The sequence below is a fragment of the Paenibacillus xylanilyticus genome, assembly GCF_047246825.1.
GTDB classification, from domain to species: Bacteria; Bacillota; Bacilli; order Paenibacillales; family Paenibacillaceae; genus Paenibacillus; species Paenibacillus xylanilyticus_B.
In genome coordinates this window covers 611004-625949 of record NZ_JBFOLB010000001.1, presented here as the reverse complement: position 1 = coordinate 625949, position 14946 = coordinate 611004, and the positions used below count along the sequence as shown (strand labels likewise).

General features: G+C 42.0%; 13 protein-coding genes and 3 pseudogenes. 6 read left to right on the top strand and 10 right to left on the bottom strand.

Annotated elements, in window-relative coordinates:
- Positions 1-13: 13 nt before the first annotated feature.
- On the bottom strand, positions 14-424 hold the full coding sequence (locus AB3N00_RS02550) for a carboxymuconolactone decarboxylase family protein (RefSeq protein ID WP_413033155.1): 411 nt from the start codon (positions 422-424) through the stop codon (positions 14-16).
- Positions 425-524: 100 nt separating this feature from the next.
- Positions 525-629, bottom strand: a pseudogene (locus AB3N00_RS02545) (tyrosine-protein phosphatase); the annotation flags it as partial.
- A gap of 299 nt (positions 630-928) precedes the next feature.
- Here AB3N00_RS02545 and AB3N00_RS02540 point away from each other — a divergent pair.
- Positions 929-2407: an MDR family MFS transporter gene (locus tag AB3N00_RS02540; protein WP_413033154.1), complete on the top strand. Its 1479-nt coding sequence runs from the start codon at positions 929-931 to the stop codon at positions 2405-2407.
- Positions 2408-2740: 333 nt separating this feature from the next.
- The gene (locus AB3N00_RS02535; RefSeq protein ID WP_413033153.1) at positions 2741-3619 is read left to right on the top strand and encodes a TetR/AcrR family transcriptional regulator; all 879 of its coding nucleotides are present in this window, start codon (positions 2741-2743) and stop codon (positions 3617-3619) included.
- Positions 3620-3719: 100 nt separating this feature from the next.
- Here AB3N00_RS02535 and AB3N00_RS02530 read toward each other — a convergent pair whose 3' ends face one another.
- Both AB3N00_RS02530 and AB3N00_RS02525 read right to left on the bottom strand, forming a co-directional pair.
- Positions 3720-5114 carry an ATP-binding protein gene (locus tag AB3N00_RS02530; protein ID WP_413033152.1) on the bottom strand — a complete coding sequence of 465 codons (1395 nt, stop codon included), beginning with the start codon at positions 5112-5114 and terminating at the stop codon, positions 3720-3722.
- Complete coding sequence (locus tag AB3N00_RS02525) at positions 5111-5827, bottom strand: response regulator transcription factor (RefSeq protein ID WP_413035174.1); 717 nt, start codon at positions 5825-5827, stop codon at positions 5111-5113. The genes AB3N00_RS02530 and AB3N00_RS02525 overlap by 4 nt, the downstream gene beginning before the upstream one ends.
- Positions 5828-6018: 191 nt before the next feature.
- Here AB3N00_RS02525 and AB3N00_RS02520 point away from each other — a divergent pair, with 191 nt between their 5' ends.
- Positions 6019-7500, top strand: a complete 1482-nt coding sequence (locus AB3N00_RS02520; protein WP_413033151.1) for an alpha/beta hydrolase family protein — start codon at positions 6019-6021, stop codon at positions 7498-7500.
- An 80-nt stretch (positions 7501-7580) separates the two neighbouring features.
- Here AB3N00_RS02520 and AB3N00_RS02515 read toward each other — a convergent pair.
- Both AB3N00_RS02515 and AB3N00_RS02510 read right to left on the bottom strand, forming a co-directional pair.
- Positions 7581-7657, bottom strand: a pseudogene (locus AB3N00_RS02515) (transposase); the annotation flags it as partial.
- A 334-nt stretch (positions 7658-7991) separates the two neighbouring features.
- Positions 7992-8498: a GNAT family N-acetyltransferase gene (locus AB3N00_RS02510; RefSeq protein WP_413033150.1), complete on the bottom strand. Its 507-nt coding sequence runs from the start codon at positions 8496-8498 to the stop codon at positions 7992-7994.
- Positions 8499-8803: 305 nt separating this feature from the next.
- Here AB3N00_RS02510 and AB3N00_RS02505 point away from each other — a divergent pair, with 305 nt between their 5' ends.
- A complete protein-coding gene (locus AB3N00_RS02505; protein ID WP_413033149.1) occupies positions 8804-9766 on the top strand; it encodes a LacI family DNA-binding transcriptional regulator in 963 nt (320 codons plus the stop codon).
- Positions 9767-10194: 428 nt separating this feature from the next.
- Here AB3N00_RS02505 and AB3N00_RS02500 read toward each other — a convergent pair whose 3' ends face one another.
- Positions 10195-10689 (bottom strand): DUF6022 family protein, encoded by a 495-nt coding sequence (locus AB3N00_RS02500; protein WP_413033148.1) that lies wholly within the window; start codon positions 10687-10689, stop codon positions 10195-10197.
- 162 nt (positions 10690-10851) lie between these two features.
- Between AB3N00_RS02500 and AB3N00_RS02495 the strand changes: the two genes are divergently transcribed.
- A complete protein-coding gene (locus AB3N00_RS02495; RefSeq protein WP_413035173.1) occupies positions 10852-11592 on the top strand; it encodes a MerR family DNA-binding transcriptional regulator in 741 nt (246 codons plus the stop codon).
- 63 nt (positions 11593-11655) lie between these two features.
- Here the strand turns inward: AB3N00_RS02495 and AB3N00_RS02490 are convergent, their stop codons facing one another.
- Complete coding sequence (locus AB3N00_RS02490) at positions 11656-12027, bottom strand: hypothetical protein (protein ID WP_413033147.1); 372 nt, start codon at positions 12025-12027, stop codon at positions 11656-11658.
- A 710-nt stretch (positions 12028-12737) separates the two neighbouring features.
- On the opposite strand from AB3N00_RS02490, the pseudogene AB3N00_RS02485 reads away from it, so the two are divergent.
- A pseudogene (locus AB3N00_RS02485) lies at positions 12738-12827 on the top strand (VOC family protein); the annotation flags it as partial.
- Between the two features lie 328 nt (positions 12828-13155).
- On the opposite strand, the gene AB3N00_RS02480 reads toward AB3N00_RS02485, so the two are convergent.
- Together AB3N00_RS02480 and AB3N00_RS02475 are read right to left on the bottom strand one after the other, a co-directional pair.
- Entirely contained in the window at positions 13156-13587 is a 432-nt protein-coding gene (locus AB3N00_RS02480) for a universal stress protein (protein ID WP_413033146.1), read from the bottom strand.
- 5 nt (positions 13588-13592) lie between these two features.
- On the bottom strand, positions 13593-14825 hold the full coding sequence (locus tag AB3N00_RS02475) for a CynX/NimT family MFS transporter (protein ID WP_413033145.1): 1233 nt from the start codon (positions 14823-14825) through the stop codon (positions 13593-13595).
- Positions 14826-14946 lie beyond the last annotated feature (121 nt).

Sequence of the window (14946 nt, the reverse complement as noted above, 5' to 3'; positions counted from 1 at the left end):
ATTCTGGGTTCCATTATTCAAGCTGTAACTCCATTATAGCCCCAAACATTTGGGATGCCGTGATGAAGCAAATGAACGAACAAAGCTCCGCAATCTCCTTTTCTGAAAATTCTTGACTCAACACATCAAAAGTCGCCTGATTAATGGACGAACGATGATGCAGGAACAGTTCGGCAAAACCGACTGCAAGGCTGGTTTTTGAATCGTTTTGATCCATTACTGCCTTTCCTTTGGCCTGACAGTACTTACATCCATTACCGAATGCGAGCGTGCGACGAACTTGTTCTTTTAAATTGCCATCTAATTCACCTTCCTGGTAAAAAGCTTGTTCAAGTTTGTTCCAGTTCTTTTGAATTTGTGCATTGTGACCCAACAATTGCTGAAAAGGGGTGTCACCTATACCGGAGTAGGATATCCTGGCCAATTCGTCTACCTCCTCTCTTCCAAATAAATCTAAATTTACAAAAGGAACAGTGCCATTGTATTATGACTGATAAGTTTTTACAAGAACTCATCATTTCTATTTAAGCTTTTATTACGTTTTCGTACGGTACATTTAGAAGGGGTTGAATGATTGCCGCCAAAAATCCAGTCCAGTCCTTTCCCCCAGTACATTGAATAAGTACAGGAAGATCCCCTTCTTTCTGACCATCCGTAACTTTTTAGTTTTACACAAACGTTTTTTTGTTAAAACTCAAAAATTATTCTAATTTGACTTATAAGTTTTGTAAAGAACCTGATGTTCAAAATACAAATATTCGGGTTGATTTAAGGGATTGACACATCATCTTACTGAACGCTATGATGAATTCGTGACTATATGGTTTTTTATAAAACCTCATGGTTACAAGAGGGTCCGTTCCCTGGGACAGGTTGAAGCCGGCTCAACTTGGATCCTAATTATTTCAGATGAAAGCAGGTTCACATTATGTCTCATCCGTCTTTGATTAATGAAGCCCGCAAGGAAGGTTCCTATGCGCTCCTTCCCTACCTTCCACCGTTATTTGCGATTGTCATTGGAACATTCATGGTGATTTTGGACAGCACCGCTGTCAACGTAGCCCTCCCAACCTGGGTTATGGAATTCGATGTCTCAATCCAGACCATGCAATGGGCGGTTACCGCCTACACTTTGGCGCTCTCGGCAGTTATTCCATTGGCTGGATGGCTATCAGATAAATTTGGCTCCAAAAAAGTGTTTCTCTGTTCTATCGGATTTTTTACGCTAGGCTCCATTCTTTGTGCTTTTGCACAAACGTCCGGGCAATTGATTTTATTTCGCATTGTTCAAGGGCTGGGAGGAGGCATGGTTTCTCCGATTGGGATGGCTATGGTTTACCGTCTGGCACCTCCAGACAAGCGCGGATCCATTATTGGCATGTTAGGCATACCGATGCTGCTCGCTCCCGCCCTTGGACCAGTATTATCCGGCTGGTTAGTAGAGTATGTGAGCTGGCATTGGATTTTCTGGATAAACCTGCCGATCGGATTACTAGGAATATGGATCGGAATAAAGCACTTACCCGCCTTCCAAGCACAAGGCAATCCGTCACTGGACATGGTGGGAATGGTTCTCGGACCTGCTGCTTTTGCCTGCTTGACGTATGGTTTCAGTGAAGCCGGGTTGGGTCTCGCTTCTTCACGTGCCTTTTTAGGCTTGTCTGTCGGTGCTGTTTTGCTTGTACTCTTCGTGATTTCATGCTTGGTACAGCGACAGCCCCTTCTCGAATTACGTGTATTTCGATCTGCTCCATTCACACTCGGAATCCTAACGTCTTGGATTATGCAAACAGCACTATTCGGAACCGTGTTGTTATTCCCGCTGCTCCTCCAGCAAGTCAAACAACTCGGACCGCTGGATACAGGCCTGCATCTGTTGCCTCAAGCGGTCGGTTCCCTGATTTTCATGCCGCTTGCGGGTAAATGGTTCGACCGAACAGGAGTGCGGCCACCTTTGACATTAGGGATGCTCCTCATTGCCGGAGGACTTTGCACTATGGCTCTAGTTGGCACGAAGCAGGAACCAGCCTTTATGATGATTATTCTGTTTGCTCTCGGTTCTGGTATGGGCTTGTCAATGATGTCACTCAATACTTATGTATTGAATTCAACGCCTCCTCGTATGGTCAGCCGGGTTACCCCGCTCACGAGTGCGTCTCTGCAGGTGGTTTCGTCTTTTGCCATTGCTGGCTTCACGGGATACCTATCATCGCATATCACAACCAATATAGAAGGTAAACTGCCTACGATTGAAGCTTCAATCGCCGCCTTCAGCGACACGTTCTGGATGGCTGCTTGCTTTGCGGGACTGGGACTTGTGCTCGGTTTATTTTTGAAAAAAACGCGGACGCCAATGAAAGAAAATACCACAATGACCGAGATGCAAAGAAAGGATACGCCTACATGATAGAATTTCTCTTTGGTCCGAAAGCTCCCGTTATTGTAACTGCGCTTGCGCTCTAGGCATCATGATGCTTTGCTTGGTATCCGGAAATGGTTTGACTCTGCTGTGAGGATCATTTAAGTGTTGGCTCTATTGCAAACATTCATGTTATTGATTGCTTTAATTTAATTACTTTTTGTGGTCACCTTGATTAGTAATCATTCATTACATTCAAAGTTATATTGTTTTTCTGCGTTGAATCTTCTTTTTTGCTCATCGAATATTGGTTATACTTATCCAAGGAGATTGGAAAGGAATAACGCTCGATATCCGTAATAAGTGATAAGGAGAATTAACATGAGTTTATTGAAAGAAAAGATCATCCAATCCGCCATCCGTCTTTTTATGGAGAAGGGCTACAGAGCGACGTCGATTCAAGATATCGCAGACGATTGCAGTATCGCCAAAGGTTCATTGTACAAGTTCTTCGGATCCAAAGAAGATTTGTTTATCTGCATACTAAAACAACGTCAGCAATACATGATGGATGAGGTAGAGCGAATTCGAAAACTTGCATTGCCGCGCCGGGAAACCTATCTGGCTGAGATCACGAGTTTATTTCAATTTTTTAGCCGTCACGGCTATTACATTTCCCGGGACTACACTGAATTTCCTCCGGCGAGCAACGACAATGTTTATACCCTCATTCAACAGATCCAGATTCAGATGTTCAATTATTATGAAAACCTCTTGTCGAGACAGTATGGTTCAGCCATCTCGTATTGGAAGTGGGATGTAACCTCCCTGTTCAGTGGTCTAGTTCGTGAATATACCTTTCATCTGTTATTCGCCTTCAAACCGATCCACATCGAAAAACTGGTCCTATTTATCGCGGAACGTATGGATGATTTGGTTGAAGGATTGGTTAAGAACTCTCCGCATGCTGTATTGACAACCGATCTTATGAAGGAATACGAAGAGGTAGAATTGGAATCGCTTGTTCCAACAAATTCGGCAAGAATATCTTCATTGCTTCATACCATACAGTCGATCATCCCAGAGCTGTATGTTCCGAATGCCAGAAAAAATGAGTTAGAGCAAGTGGCGAAATTGCTGGAGGAAGAGATGAATCAGGAAGAGCCAAGAGCCTTTCTGATCCAAGCATTGCTGCGCGACCTGGCCGTCGAACCTGAATTGTCGTTCCATGCCCATCAGCTGCAGGCAGCCGCTGGGTGAAATTCGCCACGAGATTAAACCAAGACAATAATGCCAAATGATATGCCCAGAAACTAAACAACTGTTTTAGCTTTTGGGCATATTTATAGTGCCATGACACTCACAAAGGTAAGTAAATGGAAATCAGTGTACCCTTTGCCTTGTCATCTATCCAAACGACACCGTTATGCTTCTCAACCGCGCCTTTTACGATGGCAAGCCCTAATCCGGACCCACCGTCATTTCGGCGCGCCCGGTCTCCGCGTACGAACGGCTCGAATACCGTTGCCAATAAGTCTGCAGATATCCCTGGACCATCATCCCCTACTGTCAAAAGCAAACCTTCCGTCCTTTCTTCCAAGGTAAGCCATGCATGAGCTCCGTGAGTATTGTACTTTAAGGCATTCGCGAGCAAATTATGAATGATTCTTCTTAGTAATCCTTCATGAAAATGGAATAAGATTGGCTTATCAGGTATCGTAATATCTAAATGAATGCCTTTCTGCTCAAAGGAATCGTACATATCGGCCGCTTCTGTGCGGCATATTTCGGCCAGATCACCTTTTACTCGTTCAAAAGAGAACGATGTGCTTTCGAGCTTGGTCAACTCCAACAGGTCATTAACGAGAGCACCAATAAAAAGGGCTTTCCGGTGAATGTGCCCCGCATATTTTTTTCGCTGAAGATCGTCCTGTTCCAGTCCTAAACGCAAGACCTCCGCATATCCCTGAATGGTGGTAACAGGTGTCTTCAAGTCGTGCGAAATGTCCATAAACATGCGTGTACGGTCATTTTCCAACCGCCGCTTGTCTTCGCGCGCTTTCTTCAGCCGGGTTGTCATCCGGTTGAAATTCAGCTGAATTTCCATGAGTTCCTTATTGGCCTTGATTTGAAGGTGTTCCCCTTGCTCCTCTTCAGAAACTGCCGCCAGTCTATTCGAGACAGCTTGGAGTGGGAGAGTTATCTTTCTGGCGGTAATCCAGCTGTATAACCAGAGAATGAGAGAAAACGCTGCAGCAAACACAACCAATCCAATCACAATAAGTCTGGCAAAATACGCGGTCTGTTCCCGATCTGTTCTGACCATTCTGCTTTCCTTCATGATCATCCCTCCGGGTATCGCAACTAGCAAATGATACTTTTCTCCCATTTTCGTAAATTGCGGTGCAATGGAGTAATAACCTAAATCGGAAGACTCATAGAACAGACTTAGCAGTTCTTCTTCCGTATAACTTTTAGGATATTCTGCATCTGTACGTCCTCGAGTAAAAACGACATGGTAATTTTCATCCAGAACCTGCACATATCCACCAAAAGACGCTACAGTTTCATAGGGTATTTCCTCCCAATCTTCCCGAACCAAATTGTCCGCCTCCACCATGGGCAAAGTTCGGTTCATATATTCATCCCGGGCATCGTACATAGCGCTGTACACCAGATAGCATATTAGAGCGAAAAAGATGGTAAACCATACATAATTGATCATTAGGCTCGAATGCATGCTGCGTGTTCTCATTCGCTACCCTCCTGCCTGACCAATTTGTATCCCAATCCCTTGATAGTCTGGAGATAGCGCGGATGCTTTGGATCATTCTCAAGCTTATCCCTAAGTCTGCTGATTTGAACCATAACGGTATTACTATCCTCAAGGTACGGCTCGTTCCATACAGCTTCATAGATTTGTTTCTTGGTAAAGATTCGTCCCGGAGAATTCATGAACAGGGTTAACAGCTTATATTCTAGGGGCCCGAGCACAATGCTCTGATTCTCTCGGTAAAGCATACAGGACTCATGATCCAACTGTAATGAACCGCATATGCTTCGCGCAGGCTTTATTTCAGCAACAGGTTGAGCACCAAGCAAGTCATAATATCTCCGCAGCTGTGCTTGGATTCGCGCCACGACCTCAATCGGGCTGAAAGGTTTCGCTATAAAATCATCCGCGCCAAGTCCAAGTCCTGTAACTTTGTCTACATCCCCGGTTTTAGCCGAAACGATGATGACTGGCAGCCTCAGCTTCTCGCGAATACGGCTAATTAACTGATAGCCATCCATTCCAGGCATCATAATATCGATTAGTGCAAGGTCTATATGTTCCCGCTGAAGGATAGCCCAGGCTTCTTCCCCATTGCTAGCTTCCCTCACGGCATAATTCTCCTTTTCAAGGAAAATTCTCATCAGTTCCACAATCTCTTCTTCGTCGTCTACGATCAGGACTGTACGTGTCATGCATAGATTTGGGTTATGATTCATATCTGTCTTCCTCCAAGCTAGCCATTTCTCCTACCATTACTATACATGCTTATTATCGGTTGAGGTTCTCTACAATTCAATTGTAAGGATGATGTAAGATTGGCAACAGGGTCTTTACAGTTACGTGTAGTAATCTTTAAATTACAATACATGATCTAGGAGGCTTTATGCGAAATATTGAAATGCTACTTTTCATTGTGAATGTGATTTTGCTCTTCGTTTGTGCATTCCTTCGTCTCCCCAAAAAGGCCCTGCTGCAAACCATTGGTGCCGGAATTTCGATGCTATGTGGGGGAATCCAGATCCTGGTTGAAGGCTACCGTTGGCAAAATATTCCCCTGTACGGATCAGCTCTAATTATCGGTTTAATGGCTTTCCAGTCGTATAGAGCTCGAAGATCAGGTCAACCGATACAAAAATCATCTGCATCAAAAACAAAAACGTGGTTGGAACAAACGGTTATCATTCTGGTCCTGGCTATCTATACCGGCGTTTCAGCCCTCTTGCCATCAATCTTGCCGGTCTTTGCCTTCTCAGAACCGACTGGCTCCTTTCCAGTAGGTACGTCCACGCTCTTCATGGAAGACGTAACAAGAAGCGAACCAGCAACAGACAACCCCGATGATCATCGGAAGCTCATGGTTCAGATATGGTACCCTGCTGAAACTTCCTCGAAGGCACCAAACGCAGATTATATGGAGAATGTGCCTGTCGTGTTATCCGGAATTCGGGAAGCCATGTCCTTGTCGCCCTTTTTACTTTCTCAACTTCGTTATGTAAAAACACATGCCTATACAGATGCAAAAATATCATCTGCGCAAGAACGCTTTCCCTTACTGTTGTTTTCCCCGGGTCTAACCGGTTTTCGTAACCAAAACACATTTCAGGTGGAAGAGCTGGCCAGCCAGGGTTATATCGTGGTGGGCATTGATCATCCTTATGATGCGGCAGCCGTTATATATCCTGATCAAACAACGGCTCTGCTCAGGATGGAGGATTTATCAGGCTTTGAAGATTATAAAACGAAAACCAGTTATTGGGTTGATGACACCAAATTTGTTCTTGATCATATCGAGGCCATGTCCTCGTCAGCACAGTCTGGAATTCTCTCTGGAAAAGTGGATATGGATCGAGTCGGGGTGTTTGGTCATTCTTTCGGTGGTGCAACGGCAGCCCAAATGCTGATGAAGGATTCCCGAATCCAAGCGGCTCTGAATATGGATGGAGTCCTTTACGGCGATCCCGTTCCCGAGCGAGGCTTCGATAAAGCCTATTTGCAGATGAATGCAGCGCAAAGCATTGACTACGGATGGTTTGCACAATCTCTGGATCAAGCCGTTCAAGCTTCCGAGCATGACCGGGGCCATTATGAGCGATTTTGGGCGGAGTCTCAGGAAAGACGAGAAAAAGCGGCTATGGGAAAGGATTCTTACTTCGTCGTTTTTGACCATGCCAACCATATGAGTTTCACGGACTTTTATCTATTCTCCCCATTACTGCCGCCGAGTGGGGCCGAGCCAAGACGTGTACAGGCCTCCATTAATGAGCTGTCGACGGCCTTCTTTGATAGATACCTGAAAGGAAAACAGGAGATCAACATGGAAACAATCGTACGAGATAGGAGCAATGTTACTTTGCAAAAGCCTTAATTTGGAGGGAAGTTGTGGGAATTACGGAACAACTATCTGTTTTTAGCAATGGAACCACCGGGAATTCAAGCCTAATCCATAGTAAGGCATTCAACTTTTTTTAGTAGGCATTTTCCATGCGTAAACGTTCTAATTCAGCTTCTAGAGCTTCAACGGACCACCCCAATTGCTAGATGGTGTCTAACAATTGGGATGCAGTTCACTCTTGACGGTTTACTGAATTTGAGCAGTGAAAAGTAGTATGATTAAGAAATGCAGTGCAGGAACAGCAATTTGAAAAATAGGCCAGATTTTATCTAGAGCCAGATGGAGCCTAAGCCATAAGAATTCGGTTAACCTTGGTGAGATAAACGTTAGAGCATAAATAATTAGGCTTATCGATCATTGTAAACCAGACATCTGCTCGCTCAATAATCTTAGGAACTCAATAAGTTGAGTAACTTCAAATAATGGATATGTGCTTAAAGTACCCATGTCTGAACACAAAAAACTCAATCCCATTCCGACGCTAAAACCCCCATAATATACGTATCGTGAAATTCCCCCTCAAAAAAAGCGTGTTTCCTTAATTTCCCTTCCACAATAAATCCCACTTTCTTATACAAACTAATAGCTTGTTCGTTAACACCTCTTGTTGTTAAGTAAATTTTATTTAAACGTAGTTGCTTAAAACCAATGCCAAGCATTTGCTTCATAGCAGGTTCTCCATAACCTTGTCCACGAGCTTCTGGAGCTAACAAGATACCAATACTTGCCCTACCATGTTCAAGTTCTATATTTTGAAGAAAAACCCATCCAATTAGACGCTTTTCTTCATTTTTTATAGCTAATAAAAGATCTCCGTCTTGACGTTTTTCCTCCACATGATTCACAGTTTGTTCATAGGTCAATGGAGTTCTTCCAACCATGGAAATGGAAACGGAGTCATTCAACCAGTGATGCAGTTCTTTAATGTAATCTGTTTCAAAAGCATGTAGAGTTACTTGTTTATCGCTCATTTTCTTCCTCTTTTCTTAATTATTTTTAGTGAAAATAAATTGACTTAATTCAAGTATTTATTTCTCATTATAAACTTCAAATAAATAACTGAATGGGTCATTCTTGTTATCTATTTCCGACTTTTTTTCATGTAGTGAAATAGCAAATGATGCTAAAATTAAGATACAAGTACATGTAAAGATTAAACTCAATATACCCAACACTAAAACCATACAAGTTCCTCCTAAACTTTTTATACATTGATATAAGCTTAGATTATGGAAACCGTTTCAGAGCAAGCATTAAAAATTTGAAAGGAGAAAAAATGGCAAACATAAGAGATATCGCAAAAATGGCGGGCGTCTCAATTACAACCGTATCCCGTGTAATCAATAATCAGCCTTATGTAAGCTTAGAAAAAATAAAAGCGGTTAGACGAGCTATTGAGACGAGCAAATATGAAAAAAATATAAATGCCGTCCATTTAAGTAAAGGAAAAACCTTTCTTATAGGTGTTGCAATCCCATTTTTCAATCATCCATTTTTTGCTTTGATCGTCGAGGGGATTGCAAACCAGGCATTGAATTCTAACTATAAGATGGTTCTCTTCCAGACTAATTATGAAGAAAATAGGGAAATTGAAGCATTAGATATGTTAAAACAAAAGCAAATAGACGCTTTGATCATTTGTTCTAGAATTTGTCAATGGGATATTATAGATACCTATTTAGATTATGGTCCAATCATCTTTTGTGAGAATACGGGAGACAGAAAAGTTTCCTCAATATTTATGGATCATTATAAAAGTTTCTCCAGGGGTTTAAAGTATTTGTACTCTAAAGGTCATAGAAAGATTGGCATTTGCGTAGGGAGAAAAGTGGGAACGAACGGTGTGCAAAGGATATCAGCCTATAGGGATTTTTTAAATAAGCTCAACGAACCATTTGAATCCGAATATATTTTCTCAGAAAATTATGATTTCAAGGATGGGGAGAAGATCGTCGAAAAATTAATAACTATGAATAATCCTCCCTCAGCTTTATTGGTTTCAAACGACCAAATAGCTGCAGGAATTGTTACATGTAGTAAGGAAAAGGGAATTTCAATACCGGATGAACTGGCTGTTATAGGGTTTGACAATCAACCTATAGCTAAAATTATGAATATTACTACAATTGAAATACCTTTAGTGGAGATGGGAAGAAAGTTATTACTTCGGGCAATTAGTAATGAAGATCTTTCATGCGAAGAAATAACAGTTAAATTAGTTGAACGACTCACGGTATAGTGAAAAATTTTGACGGTTCCCTCCACCCTGCTTTTGTGACTATTTTTCAGTATTGATTTCATGCTTTTTTTGATAGGATATCTGCCTCTCTTTTCATTATCATAATGTAGATAGGACTACCTGACTCATCCATACAATTGGGGAACTGTATAGTTATGCTAAACTGCCCATGAGTTGAACAAAGGCAGCTGACCACGTAGGTCGGCTGCCTTCTTGTTCTCTTAATTGACTATCGTTTCCCGTTAGTTGAACGACCTTTGGTTTATAATAACAGGATTCACACAGTTAATTTCTCATATTTAAATAAAATTAACTTTTGCGTAAGCTGAACCTCTTTGGTTTTTTGTATCCAGATTTCTCATAAAAATGGTGATTATGAAACCTTAAATATGGAGTGTATAAGGTTCTACATCTAAATTACTTTATACTTATACGGATTCCTTGATTTCCTTAATTCCTTGGACGATCCGCTCCTTAAGATTCTCCTGCAGTGAGTAAATGACTGGTACCGAAGGGATGTCGAATTTCAAATGTGAGTGAGGGATTTCCGTGAGTATGGTGCCGATTGGGTTGCCTTGCTTGTCATAGATCACGTTCCAAAATATTCTCGATCTGTTGTCTTCTGTCCCCCATTTTTCAAGAGAGTTTCGGAATATCAAGCGCTTGGCAATAACGAAATCATTCTCTTCGAGCTTCTCCCTAGCACTGAAACCGGTATTCTCCAGCTGTTCGAATATACACGGCATAAGCTGATCCAAATAAAGACCATAGGCCGCATCTTCAATTTCAACAAAAGCAGCCGTCAATTGTTCATGCATGGATTCGTACAAGGACCTCCACTCAGACTTAATATAACTGTTGGCCACTTCACTTATTTCTTCGATTGCCATGTCTTGCCGGAAAATCGGGAATCTTTTCTTCACAAGCAAACGCCTCCTTCTAATTCATTTCAATTCCATTGTACAACTTGCAAGCCAATTCGAAGGTTCAGCAAAAAAAGAGAAGGAATATCAACTATTTTCACAGAAGACCTTATAAGCTTGTTGAATGTTGATCAATTGTAATGAGGAGAGATGCGAGTGACGATGCGCCCTAAAAAAATGGCGGCGAAATTCATGATTAGCGCCAGTACTATAAGAAATTACGAAGCTAAAGGCCTAATACCTCCAGCTGAACGATCTTCAAATGGCTACCGAATTTATACGGACCTGCACGCAGCCTATCTTTCGTGTATCCTAGCCATGGCCCCAGCATTCGGAATGGAAGTGACAGCCTTGGTGCTTCGTTGCATCCATCAGGATAAACTAAAAGATGCAATGTGGATCATCAGGGAAAAGGAAGTCGTTTTGTTCGAAGAAAAAGAGAGATTAGATAAGTTAATCCAGGATATTCGGATGTACGCTACAGAGAATAAATCTCCGTATGCAGAGAAGACGTTCACCATCAACGAAGCATCTGAATTGACGCAGGCTCCCAAATCGGCGATCCGGTACTGGGAGCAAGCAGGATATGTAACGGCGGATCGAGACCCTGACAACCGTTATCGCCGATACAGTGGATCTCATTTGCTAAAAATCAGATTGATTCAAATGCTACAAAGCTCCGTGTATTCAGAAGATACCGTGTATTTTAGGCAATCCATCGCCGCAACCGAACATACGGATTCGCTGGGAATTATGAATATTGCTGAGAATGTCAGGACGTATCTAGATAAGATCATTGAATCCCAGATATGTGGTATATCCTATTTACACCAATTATTTCAGTATACAAAAGCCCCGACATCGACGATCATTCAACCGCCCCCTAATGAACTGGACGATTAGATCATGGAAGGAATGAACTGGTCAACTAACCCGGAGCAGAATACCCTTTATCCTAGAATATTTTTAGCGCCTCTGAGAAAGCAGGCATTGTGAAGTGGTGATCCATATCGAGAACATGAGGATCAGTTCAAACACATTGGTTAAAGCGGTGCTTTCAATTGTTATAGGGATTCCTTGTCCTATAAATAATAGAATCGTTCCGACAAACAGCCATACCCATTTTTGTTTCGCTAGTACTATGCCCCCTATTAATAAGAGCACAAAACCAACAATGATAACCATGAACGGCGGACCTGCGTGACCTTCTGCTGTGTACCTCAGCACTCCATACTCCTCAATGGCAATGAGATTTTTAACTTCGGATAACGTTGAACTAATAATTTGGTAAATGATAAGGCCTAGTGTCAGCAGCCAGGCAGCAATATGTGTAATCATGTTTTTTGAAAATTGGGCACCTGAGCAACGTAAGATATAGAAGCCTACGAGTATTAGGGTAGGAGTAGCAAACGCATGCAGCCAAAATCAAATACTGCTAAGTCTCAGGAGTAGCTCCCCTTCTCCGATGACATTACCTAATGCAATAATTCCGTTATCATATGCAAGGCAGAATAATACGAAAAGCTGGAATACGGAGTAATTGAGCCAATGCTTTTTGCGGGATAAATGAATAGTAATCCTGATAACAAGGGTTAAATAAATTAGTGCAAGTGCGGAATATATGATTAGGTCCAATCTCTTTCACCTTCCTTATACATATTTGATTATATATTATATTTTTACCCGAAATGGTTATGCGAGAATAGTCAAACATGCCTGATAAGTAATCTTTCTTTTCTTCCGCACTTAGTATTATTGCAAGCTTGGGGATTGAGGGTTTGCAGTAATTAGCTGAACAAGAACTACCAATCACATTGATCAGCGGATACCTTTTTAATATTGAACTCTAGTTTCCCGTTAATTTAGTCCTACACTCTTTTTCCTCTGGTTTCTTCATAAAACACCACTCCTGACAAACTGTTGTCAGGAGCGTTTATGTATAGTCGGAGTAAGTAATCGTAAAGGAGTAGGATTAAACCAGAAGTACTTTGGATCCAATATACTACGATACAAAGCTATATTACTTATTGTAGGAAGGATGTTATCTCGTGTATTTTGCTTCTGTACGCATCATTACTGATGACGTGGATCGTCTCATCGAGTTCTATAAGAAAATCCAGGGTGTTTCGACGGAACGTTTATAGTTTACATAATATTTTTTATGTACATATGCATCAGAAACCCTGCCGGACCATTCTTATTCAATATATACCGCGGACAAGAGTTCCATTTAAAAAACGGTTTCACTTAGATGCTGGCGAGCCCGGACGGTGGTGATCATTGTGGAGCACCGTGTAGTGGCAGGTCCTCTCCCGTGATCTTAGGATCAGCATTTGAGCAACTAAAGGGATATAGAAACAGCGGCATTGTAGGACACAAATATCCTGGAATGCCGCTGTATGATTCATACTCTAAACGCTCCCCCGCCAATATAACAATGCATCATCTCAACAGTCCCCGAAGGAGTTAATGTACAATGAGGACTGGGCAGCTTGATAACTGTGAAACCTTGTGACTGACACTTCCAAGCATCATTTCTTTTATGCCCCTTAGCCCACGGCTTCCGATAATGATAAGTTGCTGCTCGGTATCCCTTGCATAATTCAATATTTCATGCCCAGGATCTCCCTTAAGATGAACAGTTTCCGGGTTAATCCCCGCAGACTTTAATTTAGATTTGGCTTGGTGCAACTGTTCCAAACTCGCTTTCTCCATTTCGTTCAGTATGTCTTCCAAAAAATTCTCTGGTACAAATGTCATGCCGCTGGACACATAATCCTGGCTGACATTAACCAAGGTAACTTGAGTTTGTTTATTTTGGGCTATTTCAACGGTTGCATCAAGGAGTTTGTTCGTTATTTCAGCTTTATCAATGGCCACCATAATTTTGTCAAACATCGTTATCATCCTTTCCGTTGCAGCTCGTAACTATTGCGGCTACCTACAAAACGATTACTTGCTGCTCCCATACCAACTAAAAAGAGTAAGACCGAAGCGCCAAGCAGAATGGAAAGTGGCAGGTTCCAACTATTTGTCGCATCATGCAGATATCCTATAAGGGCTGGACCGATTGCGGCAAGAAGATATCCGATCGATTGGGCCATGCCAGATAGTTCCGCTGCTTGATGCGCATTTTCAGTGCGCAACCCGAAAAACATCATAGCCAAACTAAAGGCGAACCCCCCACCAATTCCGAGTAATATGATCCACAACAGAATGATACTGGAGTTCCCGAAAAGAAGTCCAAGCGTTCCTGTCAAAAGCAAAATGGTCGTGATGACCACTAACAAACGTTGGCTAGACATGCGCCCGGCAATAACGGGAACAATAAAGGTAAATGGAAGCATCGCTAACTGCATGATCGAGAGGTACCATCCTGATTGGTTGGAATCAATTCCTTGCTGCTTTAAAATTTCAGGCAACCATGCGATCAGCACATAGAAAACCATGGACTGTATACCCATAAACAAGGTTACTTGCCAGGCAAGCGGGGATCGCCAAACATTCACATTGTTGCTGGCCATTTGTTGACTCGTCGTGGCTGTTTGTTTCGTTTGATTTCTTAATTGAGGTAGCCAACAGAGGATCGATACAAAGCTTAGAATCCCCCATATTCCCAATGCTCCCTGCCATTTTAGACCGGCGTTCACGGCTAGCGGTACACTGATTCCCGATGCGATTGCTCCACATAAATTCATTGAAATGGAGTAAACTCCTGTCATGGAGCCAATTTTATTTGGGAAATCCCTTTTGATTATACTTGGCAATAATACATTACATATGGCAATGGCGAATCCAAGAACGGCTGTTCCAATAAACAGATTAACTGCGCCAGATAATGAACGTATTACAATACCAACAGTCAGAAAGATTAGGGCAATCAAAATGATACGCTCAACCCCATATCTTCGTCCTAATTTTGGTACAAGAGACGATAATAAAGCAAAGGCAAGCAAGGGTACCGTTGTGATCAGGCCTGCTAATGTATTTGAAATATGAACGTCATCCCTTATAAAACTCACTAAAGGACCAACTGAGGTTAAGGGAGTACGTAAATTAGCTGCAATAACAATAATGCCGAGAATGATCAGCCCTACAGAGGATGGCACGAATTTTTTATTTTGTTTATTCGGCATTCTTCATTTCTCCTTCCTGAATTCTTACGTATTATATTTGCTTCCTGTTGATTGAAAAAACTTTGCTATAACATCCGCGCGAACAACAAAAGTATATTATAATATATTATTTTAAACAAGA